This window comes from Neisseria sp. P0017.S009, from assembly GCF_051957375.1.
Lineage (GTDB): Bacteria > Pseudomonadota > Gammaproteobacteria > Burkholderiales > Neisseriaceae > Neisseria > Neisseria perflava.
Genome location: NZ_JBQCWL010000002.1, coordinates 136,059 through 155,141, shown reverse-complemented (window position 1 = coordinate 155,141; position 19,083 = coordinate 136,059). Strand labels below are relative to the sequence as shown.

15 protein-coding genes are annotated in these 19,083 nt (G+C 47.7%); 9 read left to right on the top strand and 6 right to left on the bottom strand.

The genetic code is table 11. The annotated features are described in order from the left end of the window. Nucleotides 1–9: 9 nt before the first annotated feature. The gene (locus ACTHTG_RS02990) at nucleotides 10–504 is read left to right on the top strand and encodes a DMP19 family protein (protein ID WP_063068054.1); all 495 of its coding nucleotides are present in this window, start codon (nucleotides 10–12) and stop codon (nucleotides 502–504) included. 63 nt (nucleotides 505–567) lie between these two features. Here ACTHTG_RS02990 and ACTHTG_RS02985 read toward each other — a convergent pair whose 3' ends face one another. Both ACTHTG_RS02985 and ACTHTG_RS02980 read right to left on the bottom strand, forming a co-directional pair. Continuing rightward, the gene (locus tag ACTHTG_RS02985) at nucleotides 568–1,341 is read right to left on the bottom strand and encodes a M48 family metallopeptidase (RefSeq protein ID WP_004519369.1); all 774 of its coding nucleotides are present in this window, start codon (nucleotides 1,339–1,341) and stop codon (nucleotides 568–570) included. A gap of 108 nt (nucleotides 1,342–1,449) precedes the next feature. Further along, nucleotides 1,450–2,358 (bottom strand): serine hydrolase, encoded by a 909-nt coding sequence (locus tag ACTHTG_RS02980; RefSeq protein WP_371440889.1) that lies wholly within the window; start codon nucleotides 2,356–2,358, stop codon nucleotides 1,450–1,452. 313 nt (nucleotides 2,359–2,671) lie between these two features. Between ACTHTG_RS02980 and clpX the strand changes: the two genes are divergently transcribed. Beyond that, nucleotides 2,672–3,937, top strand: coding sequence for an ATP-dependent Clp protease ATP-binding subunit ClpX (gene clpX, locus ACTHTG_RS02975; protein ID WP_004519368.1), 1,266 nt, complete (start codon nucleotides 2,672–2,674; stop codon nucleotides 3,935–3,937). A 208-nt stretch (nucleotides 3,938–4,145) separates the two neighbouring features. Here the strand turns inward: clpX and ACTHTG_RS02970 are convergent, their stop codons facing one another. Continuing rightward, nucleotides 4,146–4,481, bottom strand: coding sequence for a hypothetical protein (locus ACTHTG_RS02970; RefSeq protein ID WP_004519367.1), 336 nt, complete (start codon nucleotides 4,479–4,481; stop codon nucleotides 4,146–4,148). Nucleotides 4,482–4,911: 430 nt separating this feature from the next. Between ACTHTG_RS02970 and ACTHTG_RS02965 the strand changes: the two genes are divergently transcribed. Next, nucleotides 4,912–6,306, top strand: a complete 1,395-nt coding sequence (locus ACTHTG_RS02965) for a DEAD/DEAH box helicase (protein WP_100066635.1) — start codon at nucleotides 4,912–4,914, stop codon at nucleotides 6,304–6,306. Between the two features lie 183 nt (nucleotides 6,307–6,489). Here ACTHTG_RS02965 and acnB read toward each other — a convergent pair whose 3' ends face one another. Together acnB and ACTHTG_RS02955 are read right to left on the bottom strand one after the other, a co-directional pair. Beyond that, nucleotides 6,490–9,075 carry a bifunctional aconitate hydratase 2/2-methylisocitrate dehydratase gene (acnB, locus tag ACTHTG_RS02960; protein ID WP_004519365.1) on the bottom strand — a complete coding sequence of 862 codons (2,586 nt, stop codon included), beginning with the start codon at nucleotides 9,073–9,075 and terminating at the stop codon, nucleotides 6,490–6,492. A 199-nt stretch (nucleotides 9,076–9,274) separates the two neighbouring features. After that, nucleotides 9,275–10,312, bottom strand: a complete 1,038-nt coding sequence (locus ACTHTG_RS02955) for a sensor histidine kinase (protein ID WP_004519364.1) — start codon at nucleotides 10,310–10,312, stop codon at nucleotides 9,275–9,277. Nucleotides 10,313–10,404: 92 nt separating this feature from the next. Here ACTHTG_RS02955 and argH point away from each other — a divergent pair, with 92 nt between their 5' ends. After that, the gene (argH, locus tag ACTHTG_RS02950) at nucleotides 10,405–11,784 is read left to right on the top strand and encodes an argininosuccinate lyase (protein WP_039861969.1); all 1,380 of its coding nucleotides are present in this window, start codon (nucleotides 10,405–10,407) and stop codon (nucleotides 11,782–11,784) included. 167 nt (nucleotides 11,785–11,951) lie between these two features. Next, a complete protein-coding gene (locus ACTHTG_RS02945; protein WP_004519361.1) occupies nucleotides 11,952–12,476 on the top strand; it encodes a hypothetical protein in 525 nt (174 codons plus the stop codon). Nucleotides 12,477–12,526: 50 nt separating this feature from the next. Here the strand turns inward: ACTHTG_RS02945 and fumC are convergent, their stop codons facing one another. After that, nucleotides 12,527–13,915, bottom strand: a complete 1,389-nt coding sequence (gene fumC, locus ACTHTG_RS02940; protein WP_004519360.1) for a class II fumarate hydratase — start codon at nucleotides 13,913–13,915, stop codon at nucleotides 12,527–12,529. Nucleotides 13,916–14,224: 309 nt separating this feature from the next. Here fumC and ACTHTG_RS02935 point away from each other — a divergent pair, with 309 nt between their 5' ends. From ACTHTG_RS02935 to ACTHTG_RS02920, 4 genes are all read left to right on the top strand, one after another. Next, nucleotides 14,225–16,144 carry a TonB-dependent receptor gene (locus tag ACTHTG_RS02935; protein WP_308538375.1) on the top strand — a complete coding sequence of 640 codons (1,920 nt, stop codon included), beginning with the start codon at nucleotides 14,225–14,227 and terminating at the stop codon, nucleotides 16,142–16,144. Between the two features lie 57 nt (nucleotides 16,145–16,201). Next, entirely contained in the window at nucleotides 16,202–17,179 is a 978-nt protein-coding gene (locus tag ACTHTG_RS02930) for an ABC transporter substrate-binding protein (RefSeq protein ID WP_036491658.1), read from the top strand. A gap of 455 nt (nucleotides 17,180–17,634) precedes the next feature. Next, on the top strand, nucleotides 17,635–18,288 hold the full coding sequence (locus tag ACTHTG_RS02925; protein ID WP_308538376.1) for a DarT ssDNA thymidine ADP-ribosyltransferase family protein: 654 nt from the start codon (nucleotides 17,635–17,637) through the stop codon (nucleotides 18,286–18,288). Between the two features lie 2 nt (nucleotides 18,289–18,290). Further along, nucleotides 18,291–18,998, top strand: coding sequence for a DarT1-associated NADAR antitoxin family protein (locus tag ACTHTG_RS02920; RefSeq protein WP_308538377.1), 708 nt, complete (start codon nucleotides 18,291–18,293; stop codon nucleotides 18,996–18,998). Nucleotides 18,999–19,083: the final 85 nt, after the last annotated feature.

The window sequence follows — 19,083 nt, the reverse complement described above, 5'->3', positions numbered from 1 at the left end:
TTAATGATTATGACTACCCTGCTCCGCCTTCAAGATTTCGATACTTCCGATTCCGCTTCATTTCTTTATACACTCAGCGCAGCCTATTTGGATCACACCGAACAGGCAGGTGATGAGGAAATGTCCGGCCTCAACGACGAACAGCATACATTAATCGCACTTTGTTATCTCGACAGCCAAATTCAAGAAGGCGGCTTCGTACAGCTTATCGCTTCAGGATACGGAGAATACATCTTTGGCAACCCGGTTGCCGACAGCCTGCGCCGCTGGCGCATCAAGCCGATACCGAAAATCTTAGACAAAGCCAAAGCCCTGTACGAAAAACACGGCGAAGCCATTGAAAAAATGGCAGACGAGCAAAGGGATTTCGACGAAATCCGCAAAGCTTTTCCTGATTTTGAAGAGCTTGACGGCGATTATTATGACGTTGCCGACGAAGACTTGGAAACTGCGGCAGCGTATGTTCAGGCAAATTGGGATAAATTTGCCAAACTGTCAGACTGAAACCATAAAACTTTGCCGGTTCGAATCATCTGTTCAAACCGGCAAAATTATAAGTACATCAAATTAACGTTTGTTTTTCTGATAAATCGGCATTACTTCAGGCAACATTTTGCGGATTGCATTGATACGCGCCTGATTGGTCGGGTGGGTCGACAAAATAGACAATGAGCTGCCGCCATGTACTTTGTTCATTTTTTCCCACACGCTTACCGCAGCCTCAGGGTTGTAGCCTGCTTCAGCCATCAAACGCACACCGCCGGCATCCGCTTCGCTTTCCTGATGGCGTGAGAACGGTTTGGTTGCCAACAAATCTGCTCCCAAGCCAACCAAATCACCATCTACACCGGTTGAGCTGGCCAAAATCGAACCACCCAAGCCGGTCAATACTTGCCCGCCCAAAGCTTTTTTACTGTGCTCCAACAGAGCATGGGTCATTTCATGGCCGACAACGGCGGCAATTTCAGCATCCGTCAGCTTCAATTTTTCTACTATGCCGGTGTACACGGCCATTTTACCTCCCGGCATTGCCCATGCATTCATTTCATCACTGCGGATAACGTTCATCTGCCAATTGAAAGGCACACCGGTTTTGTTAGCGCGCTCAGCATGAGGACGCAGACGTGCAAACACACGTTGAACACGTTGAGCAGTTGGAGAGGAAACATCCAAAGCTTTTTGACCACGCGCTTTTTGAATGACTTGTGAATAACTTTTAGCCGCGTCTTCATTTAAAGTCGCAGTATCGTAGCCAACCATATCCGCTACAGAAGTACAGCCGGTCAACGCCAAAATCACGCCCATGCCGGCCCAATATTTTTTATTCCATTTTTTCAACATGTTTTCTCTCTGTGTTTTTAAGTTAATGTAACGACATTGTACCCAAATTTAATACACTTTACACAAAAGGCCGTCTGAACGGTTTCAGACGGCCTTTAAGCGTAATATTTAAGAACGGCGCTGCAGCATCCAAGACTCAATCTTACGCGCATCGTTCACGCGGGTTGTGGAAGACGGAGAGTTGAGCAACACAATGGTAATCGGCTGATTCTGCACATTGGCCTTAACCACCATAGAACGTCCTGCTTCACGAATATAGCCTGTTTTCTGCAATTCAATATTCCAGCTGCCCTCACGCACCAAGGCATTGGAGTTTTTGTAGTTTTGACGACCGTTTGCCGTCCAAACCGAGCCGTAATTTGAAGTCGAATTTTTACGGATCAGCGGATATTTGCTGGCTGCCGCAACCATGCGGTTCAAATCACGCGCAGTTGAAACGTTTTGGAAATTCAAACCGGTAGGCTCATAGAAACGGCTGCTGGTCATACCCAGGCTTTGCGCTTTGGCATTCATTGCCGCAACAAACGCGCTCATACCGCCCGGATAAGTACGGCCCAATGCATGAGTGGCACGGTTCTCACTGCTCATCAGGCTCAAATGCAACAATTCGCCGCGTGTCAGCGTCGTGCCGATGCTCAAGCGGCTGCCCGTACCTTTCAGACGGTCGATTTCAGCCTCGGTAATCGTGATCGGCTCGTTCATATCCAGATGCGCATCCAAAACCACCATCGCACTCATCAATTTGGAAATAGAAGCAATCGGCATGACACGATCAGGGTTTTTCTGATACAGCACTTCACCGGTTTTATTATTGAAAATCAAAGCAGATTGCGAAGAAAGCAGAGGACCGGCCAAAGCGGCTTGAGCTTCGACTTGGTCGGCATGACTCAACGCAAAAGCTTCCATCGGGTCATTTTGCACTGGGAAATTTTGCTCCAAAAATTGTCCCAATACATCCATATCATCGGCAACGGCAGGCGCGGAAGCAAAAGCCAATGCCACACCTGTCCATACCATTCCTAAAGTTTTATAGAATTTCATATCTGCCAATTCAAAAAAATACATTTAATTCAACATTCTGTTAAATTTTTCGCTAATTGTAAAGCGAGTTGAGAAAACTTTGCGTTTGTTTGCGAGATATTCAAATCCAGCGCCCTCATCTGTTTCTTAGACGATACGGCGCAATGCCTGCTCTGATTTGAAAAAACACAAGATAGTCATTATACTTAGGCTCCCTTGTCAGAGGCATTCCCTCAATCCGGCAATACGCCCGAAATATCTGTTCCCCCTTTACAACACAGCCTCCATACAACCATACGAAGAAATTATTATGTCTGAAGAAAAACGCACCTGTTCATTTTGCGGGAAGTCCGAAAACGACGTTAAAAATCTGATCGAAGGCGAACACGCCTTCATCTGCAACGAATGTGTAGAAACTTGCGGCATGATGCTGCAAGACAACGAATCCGGCGAAATTGAAAACGAGCTTGCCAAAGCAAAAGAAGAAAACACCGAGAAAAAACTGCCTACCCCGGCCGAAATCGTTGCCAACCTCAACGACCACGTTATCGGTCAGGAACACGCAAAAAAAGCGTTGGCAGTATCGGTTTACAACCACTACAAACGCCTGCGCCATCCAAAAGCGGAGGGCAAAGTCGAGTTGTCCAAATCCAATATCCTGCTCATCGGCCCTACCGGCTCAGGTAAAACCCTGTTGGCGCAATCTTTGGCGCGCAAACTGGATGTACCTTTTGTCATGGCGGATGCCACAACTTTGACCGAAGCCGGTTATGTCGGTGAAGATGTCGAACAAATCATCACCAAACTTTTGGGCAAATGTGATTTTGACGTTGAAAAAGCCCAGCGTGGCATCGTTTATATCGATGAAATCGATAAAATTTCACGCAAAAGCGACAATCCGTCGATCACGCGCGACGTATCCGGCGAAGGCGTGCAACAAGCCCTGCTGAAACTGATTGAAGGCACGGTAGCCAGCGTTCCCCCTCAAGGCGGCCGCAAACATCCGAACCAAGAATTCATCAACGTTGATACCACCAACATCCTCTTTATTTGTGGTGGCGCATTTGCCGGCTTGGAAAAAGTCATCCGTCAACGTACTGAAAAAGGCGGTATCGGCTTTGGTGCGGCGGTGCACAGTAAAGATGAAAACGCCGATATTTCAGCTCTGTTTGAGACAGTCGAGCCTGAAGATTTGATTAAATTCGGTTTAATTCCCGAGCTTATCGGCCGTCTGCCCGTGATTGCTACATTGGCAGAATTGGACGAAGATGCTTTAGTCAACATTTTGACCGAGCCGAAAAATGCCTTGGTCAAACAATATCAAACCTTGTTTGAAATGGAAGATGTCGGCCTTGAGTTTGAAGAAGATGCTTTGCGCAGCATCGCCAAACTAGCAATGGAACGCAAAACAGGTGCGCGCGGCCTGCGCTCTATCGTCGAACGTTGCCTCTTAGACACCATGTACACTCTACCAGATTTGAAAGACGTAGCAAAAGTCGTCATCAATAAAGAGGTCGTGGAAAAAGGCGAACAGCCAAAACTTTTCCGTGAAGACGGCAGCGAATATAAGCAATAAGGTTTATTCTCCGAAAAAGACGTGTACCCGTTACACGTCTTTTTTATTTTCTTAATAAAACCAAAACCATATTTCCTAATAATGCCCTTATACATAAAAAAACAAAGGCCGTCTGAAACATATTCAGACGGCCTTTGTTTTCAAGTTGCTCTAAGTCTGTCTTCATCCGGAGTATTGATGAGAGTGACTTCCTTGAATTTTATGAAGCTTATTTTTTTGCTTTTTTAGCAGCTTTTTTTGCAGGAGCGGCTTTAGCAGCAGGCTCGGATGCGGCAGCTTCAGGAGTAACAGCCTCAGGCGCTGCTACAGGTTCAGAGGCAGCAGGCTCGGAAGCAGCTGATTCAGCGGTACGTTGATAGCCTTTGTCTTTCATGCAGGCGTCAAACACAGCGCGGTCAGCATTTTCACCAGATGCCTGTTGGCATTGGGTCATTGCTTCTTCAACAGTGACGCGTGGCGCTGCCGCTTCTTCAGCAGGTTTGGAAGAAGAACAAGCTGCCAACATCAGGCTACCGGTTGCAAGAGCGATCAATAAAGTTTTCATAATTGTATATTCCTAAATTTTGATTTTATGGTTTACCGTTAAACGGGAGATACAGGCTACAAAACAAGCTCTGCACCTCAATATTGAGTACGTGAGTACAATTTAGTTTCATTTCAGCCTGTAAGTTTTTGATAAATTAATTCTATTGACGTTAAGACAAATGCTTAATCCTCAATAAACTCAAAACCTTGCAGGCCAGTAAATTTTTCTGTTTTTGAACTGTAAAAATATCAAAACTTGGTCAATTCTAGCCGCAACCATCATTTGGGGAGTCCATCTTTTTATGGCATAATGGGCTACTTGACGGATTATTCCGCTCCCCATTTTTTTCAAACCGCAGAATCAAAATCATACTGCGGTTTATCCATTTCAGAATCAGATTTTTCAGACGGCCTCACCATTCAAAAAGCCGTCTGAACAGAAAGCCACCATCATGAATCCTTTCTCTTCACTCGGTTTAGGCAGCGAATTAGTCTCTGCCCTGACCGATCAAGGGTATGAAAACCCGACGCCTATCCAAGCCGCAGCGATTCCTAAAGCCTTGGCAGGACACGATCTTTTGGCCGCAGCACAAACCGGCACAGGTAAAACCGCCGCCTTTATGCTGCCCAGCCTCGAACGCCTGAAACGCTACGCCACATCCAGCACCTCCCCTGCCATGCACCCTGTCCGCATGTTGGTATTAACCCCTACCCGCGAACTGGCCGATCAAATCGATCAAAACGTGCAGGCATACATTAAAAATCTTCCTTTGCGCCATACCGTCCTCTTCGGCGGCGTCAATATGGACAAACAAACTGCCGACTTGCGCGCTGGTTGTGAAATCGTTGTCGCTACGGTTGGCCGACTGCTCGACCACGTCAAACAAAAAAACATTAATTTAAACAAAGTTGAAATCGTCGTACTCGATGAAGCCGACCGTATGCTTGATATGGGTTTCATCGACGATATCCGCAAAATCATGCAGATGTTGCCCAAACAGCGACAAACCCTGCTCTTTTCCGCCACTTTCTCACCGCCTATCCGCAAACTTGCGCAAGATTTTATGCACACGCCCGAAATGGTTGAAGTGGCTGCGCAAAATACCACCAACGCCAATGTCGAGCAACACATCATCGCCGTTGATGCACTCAAAAAGCGCAACCTGCTCGAACGTCTGATTGTTGATTTGCATATGAATCAAGTCATTGTATTCTGCAAAACCAAACAAAGCGTCGATCAAGTTACCCGCGACCTCGTCCGCCGCAACATTGCCGCTCAATCCATCCACGGCGACAAATCCCAACAAAGCCGACTGGAAACCCTCAACGCCTTTAAAGAAGGCACATTACGCGTTTTGGTTGCCACCGATGTTGCTGCGCGCGGTTTGGATATTGCCGAGTTGCCTTTTGTCATCAACTACGAGCTGCCAACCCAACCTGAAGACTACGTCCACCGCATCGGACGCACCGGCCGGGCCGGTGCCGACGGCGTTGCCATTTCCTTGATGGATAAAACCGAACAGAAAATGTTTGAATCCATTAAAGAGCTGACCGGCAGCGATTTGAATGTGGAACGCATCGAAGGCTTTGAGCCGTATTGGTGGGGCAACGACAATCAAGATGAAGCTGAAGCACAACCGGTTCAGCACAACGACAGCCGCTCTCGCCGCGAAGATAGAAACAAACGCAACGAATACGCGAATAAATCAGATAAAAGCTCAAAAAAAGCAGAAGAGAAAAACGATCCGGGTATTGTCTGCGGCAAAATTGCCGGCAGAACACGCCGCAGCCGTCACGAGCGTCAGCCTTGCGCCCTGCTCCAACCTGGTTTTGGCGTAAAGTAAACAACGCTGATTAATCGGTTTTCTGATTATTTATCCTAAGCAAAGGCCGTCTGAAACTTATCTTTCAGACGGCCTTTTATTAAACTAAAAATAAAAAGGACGTGATGAACACGCCCTTTATTTTTCCGTTTCAGACGGCCTTTATTATTTAAGGCCGTCTGAAAATCGGTTTACCTTGCTATATTAAACATTCACTTTCTCGGCTACTTCGTTGTAGCTGTCGATTTCATTGAAGTTCATGTAGCGGTAGATTTGGTCGCCCTGCTCGTTAATGATGCCGATATTGGCTTGGTATTCTTCAACAGTCGGGATTTTACCCAGTTTGGAGCAGATTGCCGCCAACTCAGCCGAGCCGAGGTAAACAAAGGTGTTTTTACCCAAGCGGTTCGGGAAGTTACGGGTAGAAGTGGACATTACAGTCGCACCTTCGTGTACTTGCGCTTGGTTACCCATACACAATGAGCAACCCGGCATTTCCATACGCGCGCCTGCACGGCCGAGTACACCGTAGTGACCTTCGTCAGACAACTCTTTCGCATCCATTTTGGTCGGCGGTGCCATCCACAGACGTACCGGGATGTCGCTCTTGCCTTCCAAGAGTTTGGAGGCGGCGCGGAAGTGGCCGATGTTGGTCATACAAGAACCGATGAACACTTCGTCGATTTTGGTGCCGGAGCGTTCAGACATGAAGCACACGTCGTCAGGGTCGTTCGGGCAAGCAATAATCGGCTCTTTAATGTCGTCCATGTTGATTTCAATCACGGCGGCGTATTCGGCATCTTTATCCGCTTCGAGCAATTCAGGATTTGCCAACCATGCTTCCATGGCTTTGATACGGCGTTCCAAAGTGCGTGAATCTTGATAGCCGTCGGCAATCATGTTTTTCATCAACACAATATTGGATTTCATGTACTCGATAATCGGCTCTTTGTTGAGCTTCACGGTACAGCCAGCAGCAGAGCGTTCGGCAGACGCGTCAGTCAATTCAAAGGCTTGTTCCACTTTCAAATCAGGCAGGCCTTCGATTTCGAGGATGCGGCCGGAGAAGATGTTTTTCTTACCGGCTTTGGCAACAGTCAGCAAACCTTGTTTAATCGCGTACAACGGAATTGCATTTACCAAGTCACGCAGGGTGACGCCCGGTTGCAGTTTGCCGCTGAAGCGTACCAATACAGACTCAGGCATATCAAGCGGCATTACGCCCGTGGCTGCTGCGAAAGCAACCAAGCCCGAACCTGCAGGGAAAGAAATACCGATAGGGAAACGGGTGTGGCTATCGCCGCCTGTACCGACTGTATCAGGCAACAGCAGACGGTTGAGCCATGAGTGAATCACGCCATCACCCGGACGCAGGGATACACCGCCACGGGTAGAGATGAAAGCAGGCAATTCTTTATGAGTTCTCACATCGACAGGTTTTGGATAAGCCGCGGTGTGACAGAAAGACTGCATCACCATATCTGCTGAGAAGCCCAAGCAAGCCAGGTCTTTCAATTCGTCGCGAGTCATCGGGCCGGTAGTATCTTGCGAGCCGACAGTAGTCATGCGTGGTTCGCAGTAAGTACCCGGACGCACGCCTTTGCCTTCCGGCAAACCGCAGGCGCGACCAACCATTTTTTGAGCCAATGTGAAACCGGCTTTGCTTTCAGCTGGCGCTTGAGGCAGACGGAACTCGGTAGAAGCAGGCAATTTCAGTGCTTCGCGCGCTTTGGCAGTCAAACCGCGACCGATAATCAGGTTAATACGGCCACCGGCTTGCACTTCGTCCAGCAATACTTGTGATTTCAATTCAAACTCGGCAACAATCTCGCCGTTTTTCACGATTTTGCCTTCATAAGGCAGGATATCGACGACATCGCCCATTTTCAGAGCAGATACATCGACTTCAATCGGCAATGCGCCGGAGTCTTCTTGAGTATTGAAGAAAATAGGAGCAATTTTGCCACCCAAGCACACACCGCCGAAACGCTTATTCGGTACGAACGGAATATCTTCGCCTGTATGCCAAATCACGGAGTTGGTAGCAGATTTACGTGAAGAACCGGTACCGACCACGTCGCCAACGTAAGCAACCGGATGGCCTTTGGCTTTGAGTTCTTCCAACAATTTAATCGGACCGACTTCGCCCGGTTTGTCAGGATTGATGCCGTCGCGCGGGTTTTTCAACATAGCCAGCGCGTGCAGAGGGATATCAGGACGGCTCCATGCATCAGGTGCAGGAGAGAGGTCGTCTGTATTGGTTTCACCGTCGACTTTGAAGACGGTAACAGTGATTTTTTCTGGAACTTTGGCACGAGAAGTGAACCATTCGGCATCTGCCCAAGATTGCAATACTTCTTGCGCGTATTTGTTGCCTTTTTCGGCTTTTTCTTGAACATCGTGGAAAGAGTCAAACATCAACAGAGTGTGTTTCAGACCATTTGCAGCGATAGGCGCAAGTTTGTCGTTGTCCAAGAGTTCGATGAGTGCATGAATGTTGTAACCGCCAAGCATAGTACCCAACAGCTCGGTAGCATACTCAGGGGAAATCAGCGGACTGGATGCGCTGCCTTCGGCAACGGCAGCCAAAAATGAGGCTTTAACTTTGGCGGCATCGTCCACACCGGGTGGTACGCGGTGAGCCAACAGCTCAACCAAGAACTCACCTTCACCGGCAGGTGGATTTTTCAGCAGCTCAACCAAATCAGCAGTCTGCTGAGCAGTCAGAGGAAGGGCGGGAATACCAAGGGCGGCGCGCTCGGCGGCGGCTTTACGATAGGCTTCTAACATCTCTTTGTTCCTTTTTCTGTTTTTTCTTCTGGACAATTGCAAATGATTTGCAATTAAGGATTGTAAACAATCCTTTTAAGTATCATAGACCAGTTTTCAAAAAATGGGAACAGTTATGTTACTAAGTGTAATAAATTTAAACTATTTTATTTAATGTGTTAATAGTCTAATTATCTAAAGCTGCCCTATTCTAGGCGTTTTAGCCAAACAGACGGGAAACTTCGGCTGATTTTTTACGGTACGGCAATATGATTTCAACGCGGAACAGGCCGTCTGATTGGATATATCTGATTTTCGCGTCGGTGTCATACATCAAAGTCAGGCGCTCTTTCAGATTGCGCAAGGCCATAGAATTACCTTTATGCGGCTTGGTATTTTCGTTGGGTTCCGTTCCGCACGGATTTTCGATACTGATGAAAATAGATGATTTTTCCAATTTTGTTAATACCGTAATTATCCCTGGACGGTGGATAGATTCGACACCATGGAATACGGCATTTTCCAAAAGCGGTTGCAACAACAGATGCGGTGTTTCCGCATCATCAGGCGCATGGTGCTGCCACATGACCTGTACGCGCATATGTCCCATGCGGATTTGCTCGATGGCAATATATTCCTGCGCCCACTCGATTTCCTGTCCTAAGGTACTGTTTTGACTACCGTCGCGCAGTTGTGCGCGGAACAAGTTGGCCAAATTTTCCAGCAAAGTCTCCGCGTCATACGGACGCAGACGGATTAAGCTGATGGCGGCATTCAAGCTGTTAAACAAGAAATGCGGACGGATACGCGCTGTCAACGCGCTCAGTCTGGCTTCGGAAATGGAAGGCGCAAGGCTATTGCGACGGGCTGCTTCGATGTACATGAAACTGAAACAAAAAAAGGTCAGCAAGAAGAAGTGTTGAATCAGCAGCCAAATTTCCGTCTTCAAAATCACTAGATCGACAAACAAGAAAATCAGCAGGTTGGAGACGTAGGAAACCACAACGCTGTACTGCGAGCGAAGCAGGGAAGGCGCAAATGCCTGTAAGAAATAGACCTTGAGTAAAATTAAGAGGATGACGGGGCAAGCCCATGAAAAATGTTGGAAAATCTGTTCCGGATAAGGCACACCCGATACCGTCATCAACGGAAAGATAAACAAACTGATTAATAAAACAATAAGCAGGCGCACCAAAGTTGCGGAATTGCGCAAATCCGGCACTGCGAAATTCTGGTTTATTTGACGTATAATAGACATGATTTCAACCGTTTTCTTTCATAATGTATAGACGGGTCTGCTATATTGAAGACGTAGACCCTGTTTTTTATTTATATTTTAAGGATGCTGATATGAGCAAGGACAAAACCTGGTCAGGCCGTTTTAACGAACCTGTTTCCGAGCTGGTCAAAAAATATACCGGCTCGATTGATTTTGACAAACGGCTGGCAGAATGGGACATCCAAGGCTCGCTGGCACACGCGCAAATGCTGACACAGTCGGGCGTTTTGAGCGAAGACGACCTCTTTGCCATCCGTCAGGGCATGGCCGAGATTATAGCAGAAATCAAGGAAGGAACGATTTCCTGGTCGCTGGATTTGGAAGATGTCCACATGAACATCGAACGCCGCCTCACCGACAAAATCGGCGATGCCGGCAAACGCCTGCACACCGGCCGCAGCCGCAACGACCAAGTCGCTACCGACATCCGCCTGTGGCTGCGCGACCAGATTACCGTCATTCAAGACCTGATTCAAAACCTTCAGACGGCCTTGGTTGATTTGGCGGAACAAAACGCCGAAACCGTCATGCCCGGCTTTACCCACCTGCAAGTTGCCCAGCCGGTCAGCTTCGGGCATCACATGCTCGCCTACGTTGAAATGCTCGGCCGCGATTTCGAGCGCATGGTCGACTGCCGCAAACGCGTCAACCGTATGCCGCTCGGCGCCGCAGCCCTTGCCGGTACCACCTACCCGATTCAACGCGAAATTACCGCCGAGCTGCTGGGATTTGAGCAAATCTGCCAAAACTCACTCGATGCCGTATCTGACCGCGATTTTGCCATTGAGTTCACGGCCGCCGCTTCTCTGATTATGGTCCACCTGAGCCGCCTTTCCGAAGAATTGATTTTGTGGATGAGCCCGCGTTTCGGCTTTATCGACATTGCCGACCGTTTCTGCACCGGCTCGTCCATCATGCCGCAAAAGAAAAACCCCGACGTACCCGAACTCGTGCGCGGTAAATCCGGTCGCGTGATTGGCCACCTGATCGGCCTGGTTACCCTGATGAAATCTCAACCTTTGGCATATAACAAAGATAATCAGGAAGACAAAGAGCCTTTGTTTGATACTGCCGATACGCTTATCGACACCCTGCGCATTTACGCCGACATGATGCGCGGCGTAACCGTCAAACCCGACAACATGCGCGCCGCCGTAATGCAGGGTTTTGCAACTGCTACCGATTTGGCGGATTACTTGGTGAAAAAAGGCATGCCTTTCCGCGACAGCCACGAAGTTGTTGCCCAAGCCGTGCGCCATGCCGATGAAGCTGGCGTTGATTTGAGCGAATTGCCGCTTGAAGTCTTGCAAGGTTTCAGCGGTTTGATTACCAACGACGTTTACAGCGTGCTAACACCCGAAGGCAGCTTAAACGCGCGCAACCACTTGGGCGGCACCGCGCCTGAACAAGTCCGTTTCCAAATTAAACGCTGGCGTGAATTGTTGGCTTAAACCCATCTAAATACATAATAAAAGGCCGTCTGAAAATTTTCAGACGGCCTTTTGATTACCCGTGTTACACTCAACCGCACAATAAAAACAGATAAACCTAAACTTACCTTCAAACGAGAAAACACGCCTCCTGACTTTGCCGCCATCTTCAAACAAAAGGAGCAAGGATGAAAAACATTGTCTTAAAATTGGTTATGATCTGCCTATGCTGCGGATGCTATGCCGTATTCGTTGCCTGGGAAAATGGCGGATTCAGCCAGCTCCATGATTTTCAAGCAATAGAGAGCAACGGCATGAGCGTATACCTTCATCAAATCTCCGCCGCCACCATGCAGGCTGAAAAAAACGAGCTGTCGATTTTGCAAAACAACCAAAACAGCTTAGCCTCTTGCGTCGGCATTGAATCTTTATGCGAACACGCCAAGCCGGGCATCTGGGTTGAACATGCCAAATTCTTACAGCATAAGGACACGGGCAAATTATTGGTACTTTCGTTGGACTATTTAGAAAACAGTGACACCGCAAAAACCCTACACAACCGCTATTCTGCATCGCTCCTACCCCAAGCAGATAGAAAGGATGCGTGGCATTACGCCTGGCGTACATTTTTGAGCTCAATAATATTTCTAATGGTCGTCAATCTGACGCCAATGATTTTTGCCCTATTCGAAGAAAAGACAAGCGCAGCATAAAAACATGCCGTCTGAAAACATTTTCAGACGGCATGTTTCATTATTAAAGCTTAACGCGGATGAACCATATCGGCAGGAACGACCAATTCGTCAAACTCTTCGCCTGTCAACAAGCCCAATTCGATGGCGGTTTCGCGCAACGATTTGTCGTTTTTATAGGCGGTTTTGGCGACTTTGGCGGCGTTTTCGTAGCCGATTTTGCGGTTTAACGCAGTAACCAACATCAGAGAATGGTGCAAGAAATAATCGATTTTTTCCGGTACGGGTTCGATGCCGACGGCGCAGTTTTCGTTGAAGCTGTTGCACGCATCGCCCAACAGGCGGATGGATTGCAAGAGGTTGTAAGCGATAACGGGCATATAGACGTTCAGCTCGAAGTTGCCCGATGCGCCTGCCATGCCGATGGTGACGTCGTTGCCGAACACTTGGCAGCACACCATGGTCATTGCTTCGCATTGGGTCGGGTTGACTTTGCCCGGCATGATGGACGAACCCGGCTCGTTTTCGGGGATTTTGATTTCGCCCAAACCGCAGCGCGGGCCGCTTGCCAGCCAACGGATGTCGTTGGCGATTTTGTTCAGGCTTGCCGCCAGCGTTTTCAATGCGCCCGAAGCGGCAACGGCGGCATCGCGTCCGCCCAAGGCTTCAAATTTGTTCGGCGCGCTGACAAATGGCAGGCCGGACAGTTCGGCGAGTTTGGCGGCGGCTTTTTCGGCGTATTCGGGATGGCTGTTTAAGCCCGTGCCGACCGCCGTGCCGCCCAAAGCGAGTTCATACAAGTCTTTAAGCGCATCGTTCAGACGGCCTAAACCGTGATCGAGCTGGGAAACGTAGCCGGAAAATTCTTGTCCCAAAGTCAGCGGCGTCGCGTCCTGCAAATGGGTGCGGCCGATTTTGACGATAGGGGCGAATTCTTTGGCTTTTTTGTCCAATGTATCGCGCAGGGCTTTTACCGCCGGAATAAGGTGGCGGTTGATTTCAATCGCGGCGGCAACGTGGATGGCGGTCGGGAACGCATCGTTGGTCGATTGCGCGTGGTTCACATGGTCGTTGGGATGGACGGGCTGGTACGCTGCCAAACCCGTACCAGCGATTTCGTTGGCGCGGTTCGCCAGCACTTCGTTCATGTTCATATTGGACTGCGTGCCGGAGCCGGTCTGCCACACTACCAATGGGAACTGCCCGTCAAGCTTGCCGTTCAACACATCATCTGCCGCCTGCGTAATCAAATCTGCCTGTTCGGGCTTAATCCTGCCGAGGGAAACATTGGTGGCGGCTGCGGCTTTTTTTACCAGCGCCAAAGCATAAATCAACGGCTGCGGCAGGGTTTCGCCGCCGATTTTGAAATTGTTGCGGCTGCGCTGGGTCTGCGCGCCCCAATAGGCTTCGGACGGGACTTCGACATTGCCCATGGTGTCGTGTTCGGTACGGGTACTCATGCGTTTCTCCTATATTTAAACAGAAATAATAATGATTCTTAAATTTATTATACCCAGCAAAAGGCCGTCTGAAAAGAGAGGGGTTTTCAGACGGCCTTTTGCTTTATTACCCTGAAATATTAATAGTAGACAAAACCCGATTTCGGAGCAAATACAACCTGCGCCGCCACTCCCCTCTTCTAAAAATTCTCCTTCTTGCCGATTTGTATTTTGCGCTAGGTGTTTATCGACAATAAATACCTTATCGTTTCTTTACTTTGCTTCTCTCTAAGAGCATAATAAATAAAAATGATTATCAGGATATAGATCATGAAACAAAACCATTTGATTTGCTTGTTAATGAGCAGTTTTGCCGCCGCAAACGGCTTTGCCGAAACCTTGGCAGACCCAGACGAAATCCAGCCTGTCAAAACCTTCTCCCCTCCCAAACCGATTGCACCAACCGCCGCACAAGGCTATTTCCCCGAAAACCAATTCGACCGCACCGACCGCAGCGATCATTACTTTGTTACCGAAAACATAGACCAAGCCTTCCGTCCGCTGAAAGCAAACAGCGGCTTCTACGGCAAAAGTTTTTACAATTCCGTTACCGCGCAAGCGCGTGGAGCAAAAGTGTACGGCGTGGTCAACCTCAATCACACCAAGGCCAACGGCTATAAAGACGGCGACAGCAATCAGACCGATTGGAAATATAGCCGTTTTAATCAAGCTTTGGTACTCGGTTTCGTGCCGTCTGAAAATCAGGAATACCGCCTCACCTACCTACACGACGACATTAACAACGACCGCCAGCCGCAGTTCGTCAATGACGCATTGGATACCGAACGCCACATCGCCAAACTCAACGCGCGTTGGGGTAATGCCGATTTGAGCAATACGGTCAGCGCGGAAGCAGGCATCATCAAACTCAAACGCCGCGCCGACAATTACTCCCTGCGCCCAAACAACACGCCGCAGCAAGTGTTCGTAGAACTTGACCGCAAAGTGTACGACTTCTCACTCAAACACGATGCGGACTTTGGTAAATTCCACAACAACGTCGCCGTCAGCTACCGCAACGACAGCCAAAACGGCGAGCGCAACGCCCACACCGCCATGCGCGACTTCCTCAACGGCTACCGTTTCGCCGATGTACACATCGACCGCTGGCGCATTGCCGATACCCTGTCTTACAAGTTTGACGACCGACACAAACTGGGCTTGGGCTTAAGCTACGAAATCAACGAAGCGGACGTACGCAAAAATACGGCGCAGCCCGCCCATCCGATGAACCGCAACCTCGCCTTCGCCTCATCACAACAAATCTGGAAAACCCATTACGGCTACGACTTCGACGGCAAAGTGCGCCGTCATGCCTTCTCAGGCGAACTCAAATACGATTTCACGCCGTCTGAAACGCAAAAATACAGCGTTTCCCTTGCTCACTTAGAACGAATCGGCGACAACACCGAACGCTTCAACTCGCTTGCCGCCATCGTGCAAAACCGCATGAACGGCATGCTGATGAACCAAAACCCAGCCGCCGCCATCGCAGGCAATCCCCTGCTGAAAACCGAAAAACACAACCGCATCAAGCTCACCGCCGACAGCCGCAACGACTACTACAACGGCTACATGAACTCGCTCGCAGGCGCAGGCTGGAACGTAGGCGGCACGCTTGTGGCGGATAAAGTCAAAGACCTGATTATTTTTGACCGCGCCCACGGACAAAGCGGTACGGCCTCCAAAGGCGGCGGCATCATCACACGCAACGTGGATGCGCGATTGTTTACCGCTCAGGCCTACGCGCGTTACAACTTCAATCCGCACTGGGCGGCAGGCATCAAAGCAGCCTACAACTACGGACACAACGAAACCGACGGCAGACCGCTCTATCAAATCCGTCCGTTTGAAGCCGCAGTCCAAGCCGACTACAAAAATTATTTTGCCCACGGCAGCTACAACATCGGCGCCGCAACACGCTTTGTCGCCAAACAAACGCGCGGCGATTTTGACGCGGCAAGCGGTTTGGGCATAGACAAACGCGAAGCCGCCAAAGGCTTTACCGTTGCCGACCTTTACGCAGGCGTAAACATCAAAGACAAATACGGCTTACGCTTAGGCGTGAACAACGTGTTCAACAAAAAATACGCCGAATACATCAGCGGCGACCACGTCCTCGCCCTGTCGCCCAGTGTCGTGTATGCACCGGGCAGGACATATTGGTTGAGTTTGCATGCGGCATTTTAAAATCAGGCCGTCTGAAAGAATACCTGCATTGGCTTATTAAGAATTAGGAGATAAAAAATGGAACTGAAAAGACGCGATTTCTTAAAAATGACCGCCGCGCTGGCAGCCGCAGGCGTTTCGCCTTCATTGTTGGCAGCCGGTAAAGAGCAATTTACCGTGTACGGCGCACCGGCGATGCCCAGCGTTACCATTGCCGTAGCGGCGTTGCAAGGCAAGCTGGCGAAACAGGCGGATGTATCGCTGAAAATCTGGCGTTCGCCCGACCAACTGCGTGCAGGCGTAGCAAGCGGACAATTTAAAGTGATGATGAGTCCGAGCAATGTCGGCGTAAACCTGCGCAACCAAGGGCAGAAAGTCGGCATGGTCAATATTTTGACCAACGGCATCACGCAGCTGATGTGCAAAGGCAGCGCGATTACCTCGCCGCAGGATTTGGTCGGCAAAAAAATCCTTGTGCCGTTTAAAAACGACATGCCCGACATCGTGCTGCAAGCCTTGTTGAAAAAACTGAAAATCGACGCACACAAAGTCGGCATCACTTACACCGCCACGCCGCCCGAAGCAGTCGGACTGTTTTTGAGCAAGGACTACCACGCCGCCATCCTGCCTGAACCGATGGCAACCGCCAGCCTACTTAAAGGCAAAACCATGGGCGTAAACGTCGTGCGCGGCTTTGATTTAGTGAAAGCATGGGGACAGGCGTTTGACACCAAACCGCTGATTCCGATGGCGGGCATCATCGCCAACGAAGAATATTTCCACGCACACAAAGCGCAGTTCGACATCTTCCATCAGGATTTGAAAAACGCGCTCAACTGGATACTTGCCAACCGCCAAAGCGCGGCGAAAATCGGCAAAAACTACCTCCCCGCCCCCGAACCCGCCCTAGTCATGGGCTTGGACGGCGCGCGGCTGACGGTAACCAAAGGCAGCGAAGTGAAGAACGAGATTTTAAAGTTTTACGAAATCCTGATGCAGTTCAACCCGAAACTCTTGGGTGGCAAGCTGCCAGATAATGGGTTCTTCTTGGCTTAAAAGGAGAAGAGGCCGTCTGAAAATAGTGGAATAGCCATAAATATCTGATTTGTCATTTTCAGATGGCCTGTCAGATAATAATTAGAACAGTACACAAAAAGCCGTCATTCCCGCATAGGCGGGAATGACGATCGGTGGTAACCGTGGATTGGGTTGTTAAAACCCAATAAAACCGTCGGATTGCCTGAAAAATTGGGTTATGAGCCAATCTACGCTTGCTGATTTATCATGTTTCAGACGATCTATTAGAGGATTATCTGCCATTGATGTTGAGTAGAAATCCCCATAATCTTTGGACTACCTAAAAAGTTGAGTCATAATCTAGCCTATGTTTGCAGGAAAGCCTGATTTTTGATGAAGATTTATCAGACGGAGTTGCTGGGGAAAAGGGATAGATTGGTAAGTTATGTGACGAGGTTATTTGAGTAATTGTTTAATATTAAGGGAGTATTTTTATGTGTATTCAAAATATATTGAGAGAAAGACAAATTCAATATTTATGTCATTTCACAAGATTAGAAAATCTTGAGTCAATTTTAACTCATGGATTAATTCCTAGAGCTGATTTATATAATAAGGAATTTAACGATAAGCATAATTTATCTATTCATGGCATTTTTAATGATGAGCATCGCTTTGATGGAAAACCAGAAGCGATTTGTCTGTCTATTTCATTTCCCAATAGTAGTATGTTTTATAGATTACGTCGTGCAGATAACCGCACTAAATGGGCTGTAATTGTGTTAAGTGCTGATGTTTTAATAGATAAAAATTGTGCTTTTTATCCGACTAATGCTGCAAATAATTGTGTTCGTCATTTACCTACTGCAAACTTTCAAGGAGTTGATGCTTTGAATGCTTTATTTGAGGGAGCTGATGAAGAGCGTGAATATCTTTTACCCAAAGATCCAACAGATGTGCAGGCAGAAGTTCTCGTCTTTGATAAAATTGAGCAGAGGTATATCGTTAGTTGTGTATTTGATTCAGATGATTTAAAAAATGAATTCATGAATAAATTTCCAAATTATAAATTTAAATCCAATCAAAATAGATGGGGCGTATTTAATGATAGATTTTACGCACGAAAAAACGGTTTTAAGGATTATTAAATATGGCAATTCGTCCGATTTTTATTCCAAAATTTGAAGGCAATTTTTTAGTAAAAACCCAAAATATAGACTTTGAATGGTTTCCAGGTCTTTCAGTTTCACAAAAACAAAAGTCCATAGATTCACTACATTTGGAAGCTAAAAAACTTGAAGATGTAGAAAAAGTTTTAGAAATTTCAAGCAAATCTAAAAACGAATTAGGTGTTGCCTTAAGTGCTTTTAATCTGATGATTAAAAGTGCAAGAGGTAAACAAGTAAGTGTTGAGTGTGTCTTCCAAAGCAGCAAAGTTTTTGAGGGAGATATTCAATACTTAGATTTGCTTGAAGTGTCATCAAAAGAAGCAAAAAAAGACTCTAGACTCAAATCATCTGGAAGAGTAATAGCTTTTCGTACCTATGGAAAAAAAGATAAAGAATGGGGAACTGAACCTATTACAGCCTATTATGATTGGCTATATGTTAATGCTTTAAATCAGCATACAGAATTTCATGAAGAGCTTCTGGAATATTCAGCATTTAGTGATATTGAATTTAATCCTGAAAAATCGCTCAACTGTCAGGCATATTCAGTAGCATTATTCTGTGCTTTGTATAGAAGAGGAATTTTACAGGACATTCTCAAATCTCAAAAAGATTTCTTATCTATATATAAAGATTACAAAATTGATAACTCTTATACTTCAAGAAAGCAGTTAGGAATATTTTTATAAATCATTTATAGCTTGTACCGTTTTTCTGCAATCTTAGGTTGGCTTAGTCGCAGTCGTAACCCAACAAAATACCAAAATCCCAAAC

Bases quoted from the DNA above. Each gene is read 5' to 3' on its own strand.
- ACTHTG_RS02990 (WP_063068054.1), top strand. From the start codon at position 10: ATGACTACCCTGCTCCGCCTTCAAGATTTCGATACTTCCGATTCCGCT.
- ACTHTG_RS02985 (WP_004519369.1), bottom strand. From the start codon at position 1,341: ATGTTGAAAAAATGGAATAAAAAATATTGGGCCGGCATGGGCGTGATT.
- ACTHTG_RS02980 (WP_371440889.1), bottom strand. From the start codon at position 2,358: ATGGTATGGACAGGTGTGGCATTGGCTTTTGCTTCCGCGCCTGCCGTT.
- clpX (WP_004519368.1), top strand. From the start codon at position 2,672: ATGTCTGAAGAAAAACGCACCTGTTCATTTTGCGGGAAGTCCGAAAAC.
- ACTHTG_RS02970 (WP_004519367.1), bottom strand. From the start codon at position 4,481: ATGAAAACTTTATTGATCGCTCTTGCAACCGGTAGCCTGATGTTGGCA.
- acnB (WP_004519365.1), bottom strand. From the start codon at position 9,075: ATGTTAGAAGCCTATCGTAAAGCCGCCGCCGAGCGCGCCGCCCTTGGT.
- ACTHTG_RS02955 (WP_004519364.1), bottom strand. From the start codon at position 10,312: ATGTCTATTATACGTCAAATAAACCAGAATTTCGCAGTGCCGGATTTG.
- argH (WP_039861969.1), top strand. From the start codon at position 10,405: ATGAGCAAGGACAAAACCTGGTCAGGCCGTTTTAACGAACCTGTTTCC.
- ACTHTG_RS02945 (WP_004519361.1), top strand. From the start codon at position 11,952: ATGAAAAACATTGTCTTAAAATTGGTTATGATCTGCCTATGCTGCGGA.
- fumC (WP_004519360.1), bottom strand. From the start codon at position 13,915: ATGAGTACCCGTACCGAACACGACACCATGGGCAATGTCGAAGTCCCG.
- ACTHTG_RS02935 (WP_308538375.1), top strand. From the start codon at position 14,225: ATGAAACAAAACCATTTGATTTGCTTGTTAATGAGCAGTTTTGCCGCC.
- ACTHTG_RS02930 (WP_036491658.1), top strand. From the start codon at position 16,202: ATGGAACTGAAAAGACGCGATTTCTTAAAAATGACCGCCGCGCTGGCA.
- ACTHTG_RS02925 (WP_308538376.1), top strand. From the start codon at position 17,635: ATGTGTATTCAAAATATATTGAGAGAAAGACAAATTCAATATTTATGT.
- ACTHTG_RS02920 (WP_308538377.1), top strand. From the start codon at position 18,291: ATGGCAATTCGTCCGATTTTTATTCCAAAATTTGAAGGCAATTTTTTA.